Origin of the sequence: Micromonospora sp. WMMD712, assembly GCF_029581295.1 — a bacterium.
Taxonomy (GTDB): Bacteria; Actinomycetota; Actinomycetes; order Mycobacteriales; family Micromonosporaceae; genus Micromonospora; species Micromonospora carbonacea.
This window is the reverse complement of record NZ_CP120743.1, coordinates 6139907-6153845: the sequence shown is the minus strand read 5'-3', so window position 1 is coordinate 6153845 and position 13939 is coordinate 6139907. Positions and strand designations below refer to the sequence as shown.

Genomic DNA, 13939 nt, shown 5'->3' with positions numbered 1-13939 from the left:
GTGCAGGCAGGGCGCTACGTCGGCCAGTCGGTGGACCGTCCGCAGGACCCGCGGCTGCTGCGCGGCCTGGGCCGCTACGTCGACGACATCGACGACGCCGGCGCGCGGCACGCCGTGATCGTCCGCAGCCCCGTCGCGCACGGACGGCTGACCCGCTTCGACGCGACCGCCGTACGCGACACGGGCCTGGCGGAGCTGGTGCTGGGGCCGGCCGAGCTGGCTGGGCTGGCCGATCCGCTGCCCACCAAGTGGCGGCTGCCCGGACAACACCTGACCGGCATCCCGGTGGCGACCACGAACGTGCGGTACGTCGGGCAGCCGCTCGGCGTCGTCGTGGCCGCCTCGCGCGCCCTCGCCGAGGACGCCGCGGAACGGGTGCTGCTCGACTTCGAACAACTGCCGGCGGTGTGCGACGTCGATGCCGCCCGGGCCCCGGGGGCACCGTTGCTGTACCCGGAGCACGGCAGCAACGTCGCCGGGGAGATCCACTTCGGCGACCCGCTGGCCGACCTGCAGGCGGCGATCGCGGACGCGCCGCACGTCGTCGAGCGTGAGCTGAGCATCCAACGTGTCGCGCACAGTCCTCTGGAACCGCGCGGTCTGCTCGCCGAGTGGATCGCCGGCACCGAGCAGCTCACCGTGTGGATGAGCAGTCAGGCCAGCCAGGTGGCCCGGCACGAGCTGGCCGCCACCCTGCGGCTGCGGGTCGACCAGGTTCGGGTCGTCGCCGCCGACGTGGGCGGGTCGTTCGGCAGCAAGAACACCCTGTACGTCGACGAGGCGATGGTCTGCGCCGCCGCGATGGTGCTCGGCCGACGGGTGAAGTGGATCGAGGACCGCCGGGAGAACCTGCTCGCCACCTACCAAGGCCGTGGGCAGCGCGCACGGGCACGACTCGCGCTGGACGCCGACGGCCGCTTCGCCGCCCTGCATGCCGAGATCGTCGGGGATCTCGGCGCGTTCGCCACCCAGGCGGGCAGCGGTCCCTTCCAGGTGGCCGGGCTGGCGATCGAGGGGCCGTACCGGTTCGCCACCGCCGGCGCCACGGTGTCCGCCGTCTACACCAACCTCGTACCGACCGGCGCCTACCGCGGCTACGGCATGCAGGAGGCCGCCTGGATCCGGGAGCGGATGATCGACGAGGCCGCCCGGGAGCTGGACGTCTCCCCCGTCGAGCTGCGGATGCGCAATCTCGTCACCCCGGCCGAACTGCCCTACACCACGCGCACCTCGCTGACCTACGACTCCGGCGACTATCCGTCGGCCCTCCGCCGGGCCGCCGAACTGGCCGACACCGTACGGCCCGGACCGGACCGGCCGGCCGACCAGGTACGCCGCGGCGTGGGCCTGGCCTGCAGTGTGGAGATCACCGGGTTCGCTCCGAGCGCGCTGCTGGAGATGTTCCAGATTCCCTGGAGCGGCTGGGAGAGCGGACGGATCCGGGTCAACCAGGACGGCAGCGTGACCGTCACCTCCGGGGTGAACGCTGTCGGCCAGGGCATCGAGACGGCGCTGGCCCAGATCACCGCCGACGAGCTGCAGGTGCCGATCGACTGGGTCAGCGTCCACCTCGGCGACACCGCCACCTCGTCGTACTCGGACCTGTCCTCGCAGGCCAGCCGATCCGTGACGCTGGCCGGCGGAGCGCTGGTCCGGGCCGGCGCCAGGATGCGGGAACGGATGCGTGGCCTCGCCGCCCGCGCCCTGGGCGTGGCGGAGACGGCGGTGACGTGGGACGGCGCCGTGTTCGGCGGCGGTCCCGGTTCCGCCACGCTGACCTGGCGCGAGGTCGCACACCGTGGCTGGATGGGATGGGGCCGCGCCGAGGCGGACCGCATCCAGCTCGAAGAGGTCGTGGACTTCGATCCCCCAGCGATCACCTTCGCGTACTCGGTCGCCGGCGCCGCCGTCCTGGCCGAGATCGACACGGGACGCGTCACCGTCGAGGGATACTGGTCGGTCAACGACAGCGGTGTGCTGGTCAACCCGATGCTCGCCGACGGTCAGATCGCCGGCGGGATCGCCCAAGGGCTCGGCGTCGCGCTGTTGGAAGAGGTCCGCCACGACCCGACGACCGGCCAGCCGCTGAGCACCTCGCTCTTCGACTACCTGCTGCCACTGCCCTCGGACGTACCGGATCCGCTCATCGAGCACCGGTGCACCCCCAGCACGGTCATCCCCGGTGGTTTCAAGGGACTCGGCGAAGGTGGCTGCATCCCGACGCCGGCCGCGGTCGGAAACGCCCTGGCCGCCGCGGTTCCCGAGATCGCGGCCGAGGTCGTGGCGACGCCCCTGGCGCCGTCGACCGTGTGGCCGCTGCTGGTCAAGGCGGGCCTGGCCGATGGGTGAGCCGACGACGGTCCGCGAGGCGACGATCGCGCTGCTGCGCCACCACCGGATGACGACCATCTTCGGCAACCCGGGCTCGACCGAACTGCCGATGTTCCGGGACCTGCCCGACGACTTCCGCTACGTCCTCGGCCTACAGGAATCCGTGGTGGTCAGCATGGCCGACGGGTACGCCCAGGCGACACGGCGCGCCGCCGTGGTCAACCTGCACTCGGCGATCGGTGTGGGGCACGCGATGGGCAGCATCTTCACCGCGTACCGCAACCGGACCCCGCTGGTGGTCACCGCCGGCCAACAGGCCCGGGAACTGCTCGCGGGTGAGCCGTACCTCTTCTCGGAGGACCCGGCGGCGCTGCCCCGGCCGTACGTCAAGTGGAGCCGGGAGCCGGCCCGCGCCGAGGACGTCCCTGGGGCGATCGCCCGGGCCTACCACGTGGCGATGAGCCCACCGCGCGGCCCCGTGCTGGTGTCCATCCCGGTGGACGACTGGGACCGCCCGGCCGAGCACGTGCCACCACGGCGGGTGAGCCAGGTGGTGCGCGCCGCGGAGGCGGAGGTCGCGGAGCTGGGCGCCGCGCTGGCCGGCGCGCGCCGCCCGGCGTTCGTCGTCGGTGCGTTGGTCGACCAGGAGCTCGCCTTCGCCGACACGGTGCGGCTTGCCGAGATGCACCAGGCGCGGGTGTGGGCGGCGCCGATGTCGTCCCGGTGCAGCTTTCCCGAGTCCCACCCGCTGTTCGCCGGCTTCCTGCCGCCGGCCCGGTCAGGGCTGCGCGACTGCCTGGACGGCTGTGACCTGGTTGTCGTTCTCGGTGCGCCGGTGTTCACCTACCGCCTCCCGGGCGAGGGCCGCTACCTGCCCGACGGTGCCCGGCTGTGGCAGCTCACCGACGACCCGCAGCAGGCGGCGTGGACTCCGGTCGGCACCTCGCTGGTGACGAGCATCGCCCCGGCGGTGGCGGAACTGCTGGCCTACCCACCGGCGAGCCCGCGACCGGCCCCGCCGCGCCGCGCCCGGCCCGCGCCGGTCCGGGCCGGCGGCGCGATCACCGTGGAGTTGCTGATGCAGACCCTCCACCGGCTGCGCCCGCCGGGCAGCATCATCGTCGAGGAGGCGCCGAGCAGCCGACCGGTGATGTGCGAATACCTACCCAACGACGCGCCGGAGAGCTTTTTCACCTGCGCCAGCGGAGGGCTCGGGCTGGGCCTGCCGTCGGCCGTGGGGATGCTGCTGGGCCGCCCCGACCGGCGAGTCATCGCGGTCATCGGCGACGGTTCGATGATGTACGGGATCCAGGCGCTGTGGTCGGCCGCCCGGATCGACAACGCGCCGATGACGGTCGTGGTGGTGAACAACGGCGGCTACGCGACCGTCCGCCACTTCGCCCAGCTGCTCGGCATGGACAAGCCCGTCGGTGCGGACCTGCCGGGTCTCGACTTCAGCGGGCTGGCGCGGGCACAGGGATGCCGTGGTGCCCGGGTGTCCGGGGCCGACGACCTGCCGGCCATGCTCGGTGAGGCGCTCGCCAGCGAGGTGCCGTACGTGCTGGACGTGGTGGTGGCCTGAGCAGCCACGCGGTCAGCGCACGACCAGCCCGCCGTCGGGCCGCAGGATCTCGCCGGTGAGGTGGCTCGCGTCCGGGCCCGCCAGGAAGCGGTACAACGGTGCCAGTTGCTCCGCCGTGGCGAGAGCCCCGAGCGGGTTGAGCGACCGGATCGCCGCCGCGACGGGTGCTGGCTCGGCGTAGACCTCGCTGCCGTCGGCGTCCCGCAGGCCGGTGATCACCCCACCCGGTGCCACGGCGTTGACCCGCACGTGCGGCGCGAGGTCCGCGGCGAGGTGGCGCACCACTCCGACGCAGGCGTGTTTCGCGGCGGCGTAGGCGAGGCCGGCGCCGTTTCCACTGACCATGAACGAGGCGTCGGACAGGGTGAACACCATGCTGCCGTGCCAGCGGCTCAGGTGTTCCGCGGTGGCTCGGGCACCCAGGATGTATCCGACGACGTCCACGTCGAGGACGCGCCGGGTGAGCGCGGCCAGTTGTGGGCCGTCCCGGTCACACAGGCGCACGCCGCCGTCGTGGATTCCGGCGTTGCCGACGAACACGTCGAGCCGCCGCCAGCGCCGCAGCGCCTCGGCGACCGCCCGGTCGTTGTCGGACGGGTCCGTGACGTCACCCTCGACGAACACGACGCCGGGCGGCAGCGGTGCCCGTGGCGCCCGCCGGTCGAATGCCACCACGGCATGGTCGTGGCGGGCAAGGTCACCGACGACGGCCCAGCCGATGCCGGAGGCCCCACCGGTGACCAGCGCGACCCGCGGCCCGTCCGAGCCGGGGCCCGTGGGCGTCACACCGGGGGCGGGGTCCACAGCCCGGGATCGGGCCGCCCCCGCATGCTCGATCGGACGGCGTCGTCGAGGGGGTTGGAGGTGCCCCACTGGTCGATGCCCTGGTCGGTGGAGGCATGCACCTGCGGCTCCCAGGTGGACTCGTCGACCAGCTGCAGAGCCGTCGTGTATTCCATCACGAAGCCGCTCGACGGATCCGAGAAGTACGAGAAGGTGTTGTCGCCCACCCCGTGCCGGCCGGGACCCCAGATCAGCGGGTGCCCGTTGCGCATCATCCGGCCGGTGGCGCGCATGAACTCGTCGATGCCGAGCACCTCGAACGCGACGTGGTTGAGCGAGGCGTGGGGGGCCGAGGTGAACGCGATGAGGTGGTGCGCCGGGCCGGTCCGCAGGAAGCAGAAGTAGTCCTCGACCCAGTCGGACACCTTGAAGCCCAACACGTCCTCGTAGAAGCGGCGGGACCGTTGTATGTCGACGGTGTTGAGGACGACGTGGCTGATGCCGACCGGTCGGGTGTCGGTGGCCGCCAGCGGCTCGTACGCCCGCTGGTCGACGCCTGCGGACACCTCCAGGGTGCGGCCGTCGCAGTCGTGGAACCGCACCGCGTATCCGCCGCCGGGCTCCTGCCGGGGGCCCGGGAGCCCGACGAGCCTCGCGTCGGACCGCCGCGCCACCCGCTCGGCGATGGCGTCCACGTCGGCCGGCGTCGTCACGGCGAGCGCGAGCAGGTCGACCCGCGGCTCGCTGGTCGAGCGCAGCCGCAGACTGTAGCTCTCGGCGCAGCCGGCGCCGAGGTACACCCGGTCGTCGTCCACGCCGACCAGGTCGAGCTGCCACTGGTGTTCGTAGAAGTCCCTGGCACGCGTCAGATCCGGTACGCCCAGGCTGACCTGGCGAATGTGCGAGATCACTGCGAGCCTCCTATCGCCTGTTCGCGGTCTGTCCTGCGGCGGTGCGGAGGATGCCGTCGAACCGTGCCCGGAGTTCGTCGATCCGGTCGGCGTCGTCGCGGGCGTCGTACCGCCACGAGACGGTGACGTCGTCCCCGACGCGGCTCATGCGGCACTCGACGGGCGCCGACAGCGGCCTGACGCCAAACGGCACCGAACGCAGGCGAAGACTGCCGAGCGCGACGGTCTCGCCGCCTGCGGCGACGAACCGCATCTGGTGGGCCAGCGCCGGGAGCGGCCCGGTGTCGTCGACGACGAGGACGGCAGGTCGGTCGTTCCGACCGGCCGCCGGCAACGCCGACCAGTCGCGGACCGTCGGCAGCACCGATTCGAGGGCGTCGCCGCCGGGCACCGACACGACCCGGGCGAACCGGCCGACGAGATCGTGGAACTCCGGCCGGTCGCGGCCGAAGTGCACCGCCGCGACCCGGTCGTCGCCGGCCGCAGCGGTCACGGCGGCGAGCAGCAGCGACGCCACACTCACGTCCCGCTGACCCGCGAGCCGGCGCAGCACCCCGGCGAGGGCCGGATCGAGCGTCACCTCGGTGATCCGCGCCTCGGGCGACTCGACCGGCGCGAAGGGCGCTGCGGCCGGGGCCTGCCCGGCCGACCACTGGACGAAGTCCCGGTAGGTGTACGGCAACGCCGGCAGGTAGGTGTCGTCGCTGAAACGCTGCCCCCCGAGCAGCATCGCCAGGTCGCGCAGCAGGACCGCGAGCGACCACCGGTCAGCCGCGATCCGGTGGACGCCGACGGCGAGGAGCGGCGCCTGCGCACCGTCGCGCAGCAGCCGTACGTGCAGGGGCCCGCCGCCCGCGGACCGCGGCAGCGCCGCCGCCGTCGCCGCCAGCGCGGACATCCGTGCCGGCAGCTCGGCGGGCGGCACGTCCTCCACCCCGAAGCTCACCTCGACGCGGGGCATCGTGAGCTGCGTCGGCGCGGGGCCGGACGGGTCGACCGCCATCCGCAGCATGGGGTGCCGGTCCACGAGCGCCTGGAAGGCGGCGCGCAGGGCGGCCTCGTCGACATGTCCCGCTAGTCGGGCCGCCAGCAGGTGGGCCGCCCACGGCGCCGGGGCGGAGACGTACGGCAGTTGCGCCGCGGCGAGCGGGAACTCCGGCGGCCCCGCGGCGGGCATCAGGGCGGCGTCGGGTGATCGCCCGGGGTCGGTCAGCCGCGCCGCGGCGTCGGCCAGCGAACGCGCCCCGAGCAGCGTGCCGAGCTGAGCGGGCACGCCCAGGTCACGTTCGATGGCCAGGCGCAGTTGCATCGCCACGAGGCTGTTGAGGCCGGTGGCCAGGACCGGCGCGGTGACGTCGATCCGCTCCGGGGGCACGCGCAGCAACCTGGCGAGCTGTCCGACCAGGTAGGCGGTCATCTCTGCCGGTCGGTTGTCGGTGGCCCGCGGACTGGCGGCGGTTTCTTCGGTGCCCAGGTCGAGGTTGCGCCGCAACACCTTGCCCAGCGGGGAGCGCGGGAGCGCGTCGCGGAACACCAGGCGGTGCGGCACCTTGTAGTCGGTCAGCCGGCCGCGGCAGAAGTCCAGCAGCGTGTCCGCGTCGACCGGGCCGTCGGCCACCACCACCGCGACGAGGATCTCGTCGCCGCCCCGGGTGCCCACGCCGGTCACGACGGCCTCGCGGACCCGCTCGTGCTCGACGAGCACCGCCTCGACCTCCAGCGGGTTGACCTTGCGGCCACCGGTGTCGATGAGCAGGTTCAGGCGCCCGGTGATGTACAGCCGGCCGTCCTCGTCCAGCGTCCCGAGGTCTCCGGTGTGGTAGAAGCCGTCGGCGAGGACCTCCTCGGTGAGGTCGGGCCGACCGTCGTAGCCGGTCATGACCGACGGGCCGCGGACCGCGACCTCGCCGACGGAGCCGGGCGGCAGCGGCTGGCGGTCGCCGTCGACCAGGCGGACCTCGACGCCGTCGAGCACATGGCCGACGGACCCGGCCGTGGCGTGTCGCGGGTCGCGGCAGTCCCAGGCGACGCTGCCCGCCTCGGAGCTGCCGTACGTCTGCCGGATCGGCTTGCCGTAGCGGCGCAGGAACCGCTCGGCGGTTGCCGTCGGCAGGAAGTTCCCGCCCGACAGGAACAGCCGGACGGTGGAGACGTCCGCCGGGTGACGCTCGTCAACGTCCGCGAGCAGCTCGTAGATGTACGGTACGGCCGGCATGACGGTGACGCCATGCTTCTCGATCATCTCCAGCACCCGGTCGATGCGGGAGCCGAGGACGAGCTGGCGATCGCCTTCCTGGCCCGGCGGGCCGGTCTGTTCGAGCAGGACCAGCGTCGCGCCGGCCCGCGCCGCGACGATCATGCAGCAGAACTGGCCGAGCGCGTGGAACAGGGGCACGACGCACAGCATCCGGTCCTGCGGGCCGATCCCGGCGGTGCGGGTGATGTTGTCGGCCTCGGCGACCTGGTTGCGCTGGGTGCGGCAGATCCGCTTCGGGGCGCCGGTCGAGCCGGACGAGTAGGTCACCGACCATTCCCCGGGGTAAGGGTCCGCCGGTCCGCTGCTGGCGGCGTTGGTGGTGGTGAACAGGTCGGCGACGAGGAGATGACCACCCCGCTCCCCGCCGACGACCGCGATCCGGCTGCGCAGGTCGGCGCGTTCGGCGAGCAGTCGCTGGAACGTCCCGGCCCGCATCGCGTGGGTGACCACGAGAACCGGCTCCGCGTCCCGGATGCATCGCCGCAGTTCCGGCTCGGCGGCGTTCGGGTCGATCGCGTACACCTTGGCGTGCAGCAACGCGGTGGCGAAGTAGACCGTCACGAACTCGGGGCAGTTGGTCAACGCCAGCAGCACGGTGTCACCGGGGCCGACGCCGTGCAGGCGCAGCCCGTCGGCGCCGGCTCGGACCGATCGGTAGAGCTCGTCATAGGTGATGCGACGGTCCTGGTAGACGATGGCGTCGCCGGCGGGCACGGCGGCGGCCGTGGCCCGCAACATCTGTTCGATCACCGTGACGTCCGCCCGATGCCCAGCCCCGGGCCGTTCGCAAACAGGTTAATCACTTAATCCCCCGACCGGTGATGACCTGGTAGAACCCGCAGAAGCAGTGCTCACTCATCGAAGCAGTCGGATGCTACCAGCAATTGCGTGAGGGCAGCAATGACGGCCACCTGATGGATATTCATTTGCCATGGCCACTGCCGAGTGTAGTGTGCAAGTTCGGTCGGTCCGGGTGCATGTGCGCAAGAGGACCGAAGTGAGATTGGTCCGCTCGACCGCCCGAAAGGATCGCCAGTCTTGACAATCGGAGAATCCGTCACCGCACCGGCGGCTGCGGCGCGCCGCAGCCGGGGCGGCGCCGTCCTGATCGGCGCGCTGGTCGTGGATTCGATCGGCAACGGGCTGTTCCTGCCGCTGGGCCTGATCTTCTTCACCCGAATCACCGACGTCCCGCTGGCCCTCATCGGCGTCCTGCTCAGCGTCGCCAACGTGATGCAACTGCCCATTCCGTTGTTCGCAGGCGCCCTCGTGGACCGCTTCGGCGCGCTGCCGCTGGTCGTGCTGGCGCAGGTCCTCCAGGCGCTCGGTTACGCGGCGGCGGGCATGGTGCACGGGTCCGTGGGCATCCTGCTCTCGGCGGTCCTGACGGCCCTGGGCGTGCGCTTCTTCTGGTCCTCGATCTTCACGCTGATCGCCGACTACGTCGACGGGCGCGACGGCGCGCAGAGCAAGGACTACTGGTACGGCTGGGCGAACATGGCCCGCACCGCGGGCCTGGGCGTCGGCGGCGTGCTGACCGGCATCGCGCTCGCCAGCCCACACACCGGCCAGCAGACCTTCCGGATGATCGCGTTCGGCGCGGCGGCGTGCTTCGCTGTCGCCGCGGTGACGATCGCGCTCGTGGTACGGGCGCCTCGGGCCAAGCAGCAGGACGTGCCCTCCCTGCAGGGCTACCGGGCGCTCATGCGCGACCGGCCCTACCTGGGGCTGGTGCTGGTCAACGCGGTGTTCGCCCTCTCCACCATGATGCTGGCGCTGGCCCTGCCGACACTGGTGCTGCTGCACCTGCATGCCCCGGGCTGGCTGGTGTCCGGCCTGCTGGTCGGCAACACCGTCGTGGTGTCTGTGGTCACCGCGCCGGTCGTGCTCCGGCTGCGCCGGTTCCGTCGGACCCGCGTGGTGGCCACCGCGGCCGCGCTCTGGGCGGTGTGGGCGCTGCTGCTGGCGGTGCTGCGCCCGGAGCACCTGTCGTGGGCGATCCCGCTGCTCGTCGCGTCGACGCTGCTGTACACGGCCGCCACAGTCATCCACGCGCCGGTCTCGATGGGGCTGGCCGCGGCCGCCGCGCCGGCCGACACCCGTGGGCGCTACCTGGCGATCTTCCAGTACTCCTTCACCCTGGCCGAGGTCGTCGGTCCGAGCTTCTTCACGATGCTCTTCGCCGCGTACCACGGTCTGCCCTGGGTGGCTCTCGCGGCGCTCAACGGGGTGGCGATCCTGGCGGTGCTGGCCCTGGAGCGGCGCCTGCCCGCCGCCGCGGTGCGGGACGACTGAGCCCGGCGAGCCCGGGATCGTGGGCGGGTCCGGCCCCCGTCGCCGTGGCCGGAAGGCCATTCGTGGTCGCGGGCCGGCCCCGGTTCCGCAGCGGGCCCTGGTGCCCTCGATGATCGGGCGCAGGCGTCGAGCGACCCCATTCCGAGCAGGCCGTACGGGGTGGCGGATCACGGGAGGTGTGGGTAGCATCGTCGACCGAGGAGATCGACACATGCAAAGACGTGATTCACGGGGGTGGTCTGCGTCCATGCTTAACCCACGCTTTACTGCGCCGTCTTTATCGACACCTTCCCCACACGTCGCGCTTCGATGAAAATCGGGGTAATCGGCGTTGGCCGAATCGGTTCCGTGCATGCGCGCAATCTCGCGTCGATGCTTCCCGCCAACTCCCTGCTCATCCACGACGCCGATGCCACCACGGCCCACCAGGTGGCCGCCGAACTGGCCGGCTCGGTCCGCCCGACCGTGGCGGCACTCGTCGAGGACGCTGACGCCGTGGTCGTCGCGACTCCGGCCACCGAGCGCTCCGACATCCTCGCGACGGCGATGGCGAAGGGGACCGCCGTCTTCTGCGAGAAGCCCCTCGCCGCCGAGCTGGAGGAGGCACGCCAGGTGGCCCGGACCGCTCGCCGTACGGGCGCGCGCTTCCAGGTGGGCTTCCAGCGTCGGTTCGACCCGGACTACCGCCGGTTGCATCAGCTGGTGGCCTCCGGCGCCGCCGGTCAGTTGATCATGATACGGGGAACCGCTTTCGACCATCGGCCACCGGACGAGGGATACCAGCTCACGTCCGGCGACATCTTCACCGACTGCCTGATCCATGACATCGATGCGGCCCGCTGGATCGCGCACGACGAGGTGGTAGCGGTGCAGGCGGACGCACGCGAGGTGCCCGACCAGCCGGCCCGTGACGACGGGATCGGCGTGGGCACCGTGGTACTCACCTTCGCCGGGGGCGGCGTCGCCGTGCTCACCGCCTCGCGGTTGAACCCTCTCGGCTACGACCATCGCATGGAGGTGCTCGGCACCCGGCTGTCGATGGCCGCCGGCCTCAACGGGATGACTCCCCTGCGGGTCCTGCAGGCGACCCGCCTGCCCGGCACGCGCATGAACACGGCCGCCCGGTCCGGCGAGATGCCGGCCTTCGCTGATTTCACCGAACGCTTCGCCGCCGCCTACCGGGCCGAGATGCGCGCCTTCCTGGACCTGGCCGCCGGTGGCGGACCGAGCCCGTGCGGCCCGGATGACGCGCTGCGTGCCCAGGAGATCGCGGCGGCAGCCGCGACGGCGGGCCGCACCGGCGCCAGGACGCCGGTGCCGTTCTCGCGCGACGAAGCGCTGACCAGCTGAGCCCACGGTCCCCACGCCGCGCCGGGCGTGGACGCCGAAGGATGGAGGACGATGTCCGCCCTGCCGCACGCCGCACGTTCGCCGGGTCGCCTGGCCATCGCTGGCGGGGCCCCGGTGCGTTCACCCGACCGGCCGTGGCCGACCTGGCCCCAACCGGCCCCCGGGGCGGCCGCGGCGCTGGCCGCGGTGCTCGACAGCGGCCGCTGGGCGATCAGCAGCCCCCGCTGCGGCGGCGAACTCTACGAACGGCGCTTCGCGCGGCTGTTCAGCCAGTACCTGGACGTGGCGCACTGCGTCCCGGTCGACCACGGCTCCAGCGCGCTCGTCATCGCGCTCGAGTCGCTCGGCCTGAGCCACGGCGACGTGGTTCTCGTGCCGGCGCTGACCTGGGTCGCCACCGCGTCGGCCGTGCTGCGGGCCGGCCTGGTGCCGGTTCTGACCGACGTCTCGCCCGAGACCGGGTGCATCGAGGCGGACGGGCTGGACCTCGACGTGGACCCCGGCGCGGTCATCGTGGTGCACTGGTCGGCCGTGATGGCCGACGTACCGGCCATCACGGCGGCCGTGGACAGCCGCGGAATCGTCGTGATCGAGGACGCCGCGCAGGCACACGGAGCGCAGTGGCTGGGCCGGCACGCCGGCACGATCGGCCGGCTCGGGTGCTTCAGCATGCAGAACGGCAAGGTGCTCACCTGCGGTGAGGGCGGCGCGGTGGTGACCGACGACGAGCACCTGGCAGGTGTGCTGGAGGAGCTGCGGGCCGACTCCAGGCGATACCGCTCGGACGAGGCGCGGCCGGGCGAGCTCGACCTGGTCGAGACCGCGACGGTCCAGGGTGCCAACTTCTGCCTCGACGAGTTCAGCGCGGCGCTGTTGTGCGCGCAGCTCGGCATGCTCGACGCGCAGCACGACATCCGCAACCGCAACTACGCGCGCCTGGGCGAACTCCTCGCCGACGTGCCCGGGGTGCGCCTGTTGTGCCCGTTGCCGCAGCAGAACCGGATCTCCGTCTACGAGGCGCCGATCGTCTTCGACGACCTGCCCGAGGGCCGCTCCAACCGGGACCTGGCCGACGCCCTGACCGCCGAGCTCGGAGTGCGCTTCTACCCGCCCCGCGAGCCGCTGGACCGCAGTCACCTGTTGCGGCCCTCGACGAAACCGGCGCTCGCGTCGCTGGCGCAGCGCTTCCACGAACTGCACCGCGGACGCCACTTCCCGCACGCCGAGCGCATGGCGGGACACGCGGTGCTGACCCACCACAGCACCTTCCTCGGCGACGAGGAGGACATGGTCGACATCGCCGCAGCCGTGGCCAAGGTGGTGGCCGCGAACGAAGGCGGCTGGTGAGCCCACCCGAGACCCGGCGGATGGCGGTCGGTCTGGGACGGCGAAACCGCCCGCCGCCGCGAACCCTGAGCAAACAACCGCAGCTCATGAAGGGCGAAACCATGACAGCACGAACCAGGCTATATCGGATTGCCGCAGGAGCCGCCGCTACGGCCCTGCTGCTCGGCACCACCGCGTGTTCCGACGAACAGGTGCCCGCCGGCGGCGAAGGTTCGGCGAAGTTCGCCGTGATCACGGAGTGGGACGGGGGGTCGTTCTGGGCGGTGGTCAAGCAGGGCTCCCAGCAGGCCGCGCGGGACCTGGGGGTCGAACTCGTCTTCAACACGGCCGACGGTGACCACGAGCGGCAGGCACAGCTGATCGCCTCCGCGGTCACCGACCGGGTCGACGGGATCGCGGTGTCCGCGGCCGACCCGGACGCGATCACCGACGCGGTCCAGCAGGCGCGCGCAGCGGGGATCCCCGTCGTCACCCTGAACTCGGGCGCGGAACAGTCCGCCGCGCTGGGCGCGATCGCCCACATCGGTCAGACGGAGACGGTGGCCGGCACCCAGGCGGGCAAGCGGCTCGCCGACGCCGGCGGCACGAGGCTGCTGTGCATCAACGGGGAGGGCGCCAACGTCGGCCAGGTCCAGCGTTGCCAGGGCGCCCAGCGGGGGTTCACCGGCCGGACCGAAGTCGTCAACGTCAAGGGGGCCGGCGACATCGCCACCACGCTCAGCGAGATCGAGTCCAAGTTGCGCGCCGATCCGCAGGTCGACGCGGTGCTCACCCTCAATCCCGACATCGCCCTGGCGGCCCGCGACGCGATCAAGTCGGTCGGGCGGGAGGTGAAGCTGGGGACGTTCGACCTGAGCCGGGACGTGCTGTCGGCCATCGAGCAGGGTGAGGTCGACTTCGCCGTCGACCAGCAGCCCTACCTGCAGGGATATCTGCCGATCATGTGTCTCAACCTCTTCCGCACCAACGCGAACCTGGTCGGCGGCGGCAGTCCGGTGTTGACCGGTCCGGCGTTCGTGGACCAGTCGAACGCCAAGGACGTGCAGAAGTTGGTCGAGCAGGGCACCCGGTAAGGAGGCAGCG

9 protein-coding genes are annotated in these 13939 nt (G+C 72.2%); 6 read left to right on the top strand and 3 right to left on the bottom strand.

Going from position 1 to position 13939, the window contains the following annotated elements:
- Window positions 1-2349, top strand: a complete 2349-nt coding sequence (locus O7633_RS26690) for a xanthine dehydrogenase family protein molybdopterin-binding subunit (protein ID WP_282324355.1) — start codon at window positions 1-3, stop codon at window positions 2347-2349.
- Window positions 2342-3913: a benzoylformate decarboxylase gene (mdlC, locus tag O7633_RS26685; protein WP_282324354.1), complete on the top strand. Its 1572-nt coding sequence runs from the start codon at window positions 2342-2344 to the stop codon at window positions 3911-3913. Before O7633_RS26690 ends, mdlC begins: the two co-directional genes overlap by 8 nt.
- Window positions 3914-3925: 12 nt before the next feature.
- Here the strand turns inward: mdlC and O7633_RS26680 are convergent, their stop codons facing one another.
- From O7633_RS26680 to O7633_RS26670, 3 genes are read right to left on the bottom strand one after another with little or no spacing between them, the layout of a single operon-like run.
- Window positions 3926-4699: an SDR family oxidoreductase gene (locus O7633_RS26680; RefSeq protein ID WP_282324353.1), complete on the bottom strand. Its 774-nt coding sequence runs from the start codon at window positions 4697-4699 to the stop codon at window positions 3926-3928.
- Window positions 4696-5607, bottom strand: coding sequence for a VOC family protein (locus O7633_RS26675; protein ID WP_282324352.1), 912 nt, complete (start codon window positions 5605-5607; stop codon window positions 4696-4698). The genes O7633_RS26680 and O7633_RS26675 overlap by 4 nt, the downstream gene beginning before the upstream one ends.
- A gap of 10 nt (window positions 5608-5617) precedes the next feature.
- Entirely contained in the window at window positions 5618-8614 is a 2997-nt protein-coding gene (locus O7633_RS26670) for an AMP-binding protein (protein WP_282324351.1), read from the bottom strand.
- 288 nt (window positions 8615-8902) lie between these two features.
- Here O7633_RS26670 and O7633_RS26665 point away from each other — a divergent pair, with 288 nt between their 5' ends.
- From O7633_RS26665 to O7633_RS26650, 4 genes are all read left to right on the top strand, one after another.
- On the top strand, window positions 8903-10159 hold the full coding sequence (locus O7633_RS26665; protein WP_282324350.1) for an MFS transporter: 1257 nt from the start codon (window positions 8903-8905) through the stop codon (window positions 10157-10159).
- Window positions 10160-10468: 309 nt separating this feature from the next.
- Entirely contained in the window at window positions 10469-11509 is a 1041-nt protein-coding gene (locus tag O7633_RS26660) for a Gfo/Idh/MocA family oxidoreductase (protein ID WP_282324349.1), read from the top strand.
- 51 nt (window positions 11510-11560) lie between these two features.
- Entirely contained in the window at window positions 11561-12856 is a 1296-nt protein-coding gene (locus O7633_RS26655; RefSeq protein ID WP_282324348.1) for a DegT/DnrJ/EryC1/StrS family aminotransferase, read from the top strand.
- A 101-nt stretch (window positions 12857-12957) separates the two neighbouring features.
- Complete coding sequence (locus O7633_RS26650) at window positions 12958-13929, top strand: substrate-binding domain-containing protein (protein ID WP_282324347.1); 972 nt, start codon at window positions 12958-12960, stop codon at window positions 13927-13929.
- The last annotated feature ends 10 nt before the right edge of the window (window positions 13930-13939 follow it).

Coding starts and splice junctions, on each gene's coding strand:
- mdlC (WP_282324354.1), top strand. CDS start 2,342: ATGGGTGAGCCGACGACGGTCCGCGAGGCGACGATCGCGCTGCTGCGC.
- O7633_RS26660 (WP_282324349.1), top strand. CDS start 10,469: ATGAAAATCGGGGTAATCGGCGTTGGCCGAATCGGTTCCGTGCATGCG.
- O7633_RS26655 (WP_282324348.1), top strand. CDS start 11,561: ATGTCCGCCCTGCCGCACGCCGCACGTTCGCCGGGTCGCCTGGCCATC.
- O7633_RS26650 (WP_282324347.1), top strand. CDS start 12,958: ATGACAGCACGAACCAGGCTATATCGGATTGCCGCAGGAGCCGCCGCT.